3 protein-coding genes are annotated in these 3332 nt (G+C 66.8%); all 3 read left to right on the forward strand.

Annotated elements, in window-relative coordinates; genetic code table 11:
• Positions 1-90 precede the first annotated feature (90 nt).
• The 3 genes from PMI42_RS09555 to PMI42_RS09565 are packed head-to-tail and all read left to right on the forward strand — an operon-like array spanning position 91 to position 3280.
• Entirely contained in the window at positions 91-966 is an 876-nt protein-coding gene (locus PMI42_RS09555; protein WP_008133039.1) for a HesA/MoeB/ThiF family protein, read from the forward strand.
• Positions 963-2162, forward strand: coding sequence for a hypothetical protein (locus PMI42_RS09560; RefSeq protein ID WP_008133041.1), 1200 nt, complete (start codon positions 963-965; stop codon positions 2160-2162). The genes PMI42_RS09555 and PMI42_RS09560 overlap by 4 nt, the downstream gene beginning before the upstream one ends.
• Entirely contained in the window at positions 2159-3280 is a 1122-nt protein-coding gene (locus PMI42_RS09565; protein WP_008133043.1) for a hypothetical protein, read from the forward strand. The genes PMI42_RS09560 and PMI42_RS09565 overlap by 4 nt, the downstream gene beginning before the upstream one ends.
• The last annotated feature ends 52 nt before the right edge of the window (positions 3281-3332 follow it).

The following is a 3332-nucleotide window of genomic DNA, read 5'->3' on the forward strand; positions in this document are numbered from 1 at the left end:
GCGGCTGGTGCTGCCGCTGATCTACTGGCTGGACGATACCCGCGCATATGGCACGCTGAGGCCGCGTCGGAACGATGCAGAGGGCGGGCGATGAGTTTCGACTATTATTCCTTCACCGGGCGCAACCTCGGTTTCATCGACGAGCGCGAGCAGCAATTGCTGCGGCAGGCACGGGTCTTCGTCTGCGGTGTCGGCGGCATGGGCGGCGCGGCCTTCACGGCGCTGGCGCGCGCAGGCGTCGGCAAGTTTGTGATCGCCGATATCGACCGCTTCGAGGTGTCGAACCTCAATCGTCAGGTGTTCGCCTTCGCCGACGAGGTCGGCCGCGAGAAGGCCGAAGTCGCCGCCGAAGCCGCCCGGCGCATCAACCCGACCATCGAGATCGACGTGCTCGGCGAAAGCTGGACCAGCGAACTCGCGGGCATCGCCGCGCGCTGCCCGGTCATCGTCAACGGCATGGACGACATCGCCGCCGGCGTGCACCTCTATCGAACCGCGCGGGATGCGGCCGCGACCGTGATCGACGCCTACATGTCGCCGCTGCCGTCGGTGATCGTGGTGCGTCCTGATGATCCGAGGCCCGAAGAGCGTCTGAACTATCCGACGCGGAACAAGGATTGGCGCGACATCAACGAGGATGACCGGCGCGCGGCGATGCTCGCCGAAATCGAGCACGTGATGCTGCATTCGTCCTCGCGCAACTATGTCGATCTCGCCATCGCCGGCGAAGTCGCCGCCGGGCGGCGCAGCCGGATGTCGTTTGCCCCCATGGTGATCTCGACCGGGATGCTGATGGCCTATGAGGCGATCGCGCTCATTCTCGGCCGCAAATCGGGGACCGATTGCCGCGGCTGGTTCCTGAACCCGCACCGGCCCGCGATCGAGAGACCGCGGAATGCGCTCGTGGCCGCGCTGATGCGGCCGCTGGTGCGCCGTGCCATCGCCGAACTGACGAGTGCCAAATGACCGCGGGCGCGATCGCCGATTCCATCGTCAATCTGTGCGGTGCCATCGGCCTTGCCGTGGCGATGATGACGTTCTACCGGCGCGATCCCCGCAGCCCCCTGACGCACCGGCTGCTGGTGGCGCTCGGCGTGATCGCGGCGCTATTCCTGATCCGTGGCGCGGCGTGGTGGACCGGCAGCGTTTTCCTCGACCGCCTGTCGGTGCTCCCGGCATCGCTGATCCCGCTCGGCGCCCTGATCGTGACCGAAGGCATTTTGCGCCGGCATGCGCCGCGCGCGGTGAAGATCGCCGCGCTCGCCGGCGCTGTGGTGCTGGGACTCGGCGGTGCGCTCGGCCTCGAGCAATTTGCAAAACCTTATGCGATTGCGCTGGCGCTGTTCCAGCTGGGGGGCTTCGTGACTTGCGGCCTGCTGCTGGCGCGGCGCGACCGTGCGGAGCTGATGGGGTCCGAAAATCGCAGCATAGGGCGGCTTGCCGTCGGCGCGCTGCTGGTGCTGCCGTTCATCCTCACCGATTTTCGCACGCTGTGGCCCGACATTCCGGTTCGTCTCGGGGCGCTCGGCGCGCTGCTCACGGTCACCGTCATGCTGATCGCCGGCGGCGGTGCGGAGACGCGGCGGCACGGACTGACGCTGATGACCCTGCGGCTCGCAAGCTCGGCCCTGCTCGGCATTGCAGCGGCCTTCATCGCATCCGACGTCGATGCGGCGCAGGTGATCCGGTTCTGTGCGGTCGCGGTGGCGGGCGTGCTCACCATCGGCATGATGACGGATGCGCTTCGCGCCTTGTTCGAATCGCAGGAGCCGGGCCTGCTCAATTCCATGGCCGCGTCGCCCGCGCAGACGCGTGCCGGGCTGGTGGCTGAACTCGCGCGTCATCCGATCTTCGAGAGCGCGCGGCGCTTCCGCGCCCTCGATCTTGCCGCTTACGATCCGCCGCTGCTCCACGAGCTCCTCGCGACCTCGCGCGTGCTGCGCCGTTCCGAGGCGCCGTGGGGGCTGACGCTCACCCATCCCGCGGTGGAGCGTATGACATCCCTGATGACCGCGAACAGCGCCACCCATGTGATCGCGCTCGGGCAGGACCCGATCGACCTGATTGCCCTTGCCGTGCCCGTCACCTCGGCCGATCCCGCCACCGAGACGGCGCTCACTTTGGTGCAGCGGCTGTTGACCCTCACGCCGGAGGCCGCATGACGCTCGAGATTCGCGAGGGCGACCGCAAGGCCGCATTTGATGCGGCCTTGAATGCCTACGGGGCCGACAGTCCCTATGTGCCGCCGCTGTGGAGCGATTTCGATCGAATGTTCGATCCCGCCAAAAATCCGTTCGTCACGGAGGGGCATGGCCGCTACGCGCTGTTCTCCGCGCATCGCCGCGGCCGGCCGGTCGGCCGGATCGCCGCTTCGGTCCACGACGATTCCAACCGCAAGCACGGCACCAGCAACGGTGCGTTCGGCTTCTTCGACTGTATCGACGATGCCGAGGTCGCCGATGCGCTGCTTCAAGCTGCGGAGCGCTGGCTCGCCGAGCGAGGCATGACGGCGATCACAGGCAATTTCAACCTCACGGCGATGCAGCAGATCGGCGTGATGACGGATGGATTCGACAAGGCGCCGTTCACCGACATGATGTGGAGCGCGCCGCATATTGCCCGCCATCTCGAACGCGCGGGCTACAAGGCGATCTTCCCGATGACGACCTTCGAGATCGCGTTGGACCAGGGTCAGCCGGAGCAACTGCTCGGCGACAAGCAGCGCGCGGTGCTCGCCGACACCGATTTCGTCTGGCAGCCGATCAAGCGCTCCGCGTTCAAGGTGCGGCTCGAGGATGCCCGCCTCATCCTCAATGACGGCTTTGCGGAGAATCCCATGTTCGTGCCGCCGACGGCGGCCGAGTATCTGTTCCAGGCCGGCGACATGATGTGGGTCATCGACAAGCGGATATCGACCGTGGTCTATCACCGCGGCCGCCCCGCGGGCGCCATCATCGCGATTCCCGATCTCAATCCGTTGGTGAAATCGGTTGGCGGCCGGATCGGCCTGTCGGCGCCCTTTCGTTTCCTGAAACACCGGTTCAGCAACATCCGCGCCGTCCTGATCTACCAGTCGGTCTGCCGCGACCTGCACAATCGCGGGCTCAACGGCGCGATGCTGTATCGCACCGCGCTGGCGCTACGCGAGGCCGGCTATCGGACGCTGGGCGGAACCTGGATCGCCGACGTCAACGGCGCCTCGTTGCGCCAGGTCGAGAAGGTCGGCGCCAAGCCGCTGCACCGGTTGCATATGTTCACCAAGCCATTGGCGGCGTCATGAGCCTGCTGACGCCGGACCTGTTGCGGGAGCTGGTCGCGGAGGCGCGGCTGGC

Origin of the sequence: Bradyrhizobium sp. YR681, from assembly GCF_000282615.1 — a bacterium.
Lineage (GTDB): Bacteria > Pseudomonadota > Alphaproteobacteria > Rhizobiales > Xanthobacteraceae > Bradyrhizobium.

What these genes read in the sequence shown, in the direction of transcription:
- PMI42_RS09555 (WP_008133039.1), top strand. Translation starts at nt 91, where the DNA reads ATGAGTTTCGACTATTATTCCTTCACCGGGCGCAACCTCGGTTTCATC.
- PMI42_RS09560 (WP_008133041.1), top strand. Translation starts at nt 963, where the DNA reads ATGACCGCGGGCGCGATCGCCGATTCCATCGTCAATCTGTGCGGTGCC.
- PMI42_RS09565 (WP_008133043.1), top strand. Translation starts at nt 2,159, where the DNA reads ATGACGCTCGAGATTCGCGAGGGCGACCGCAAGGCCGCATTTGATGCG.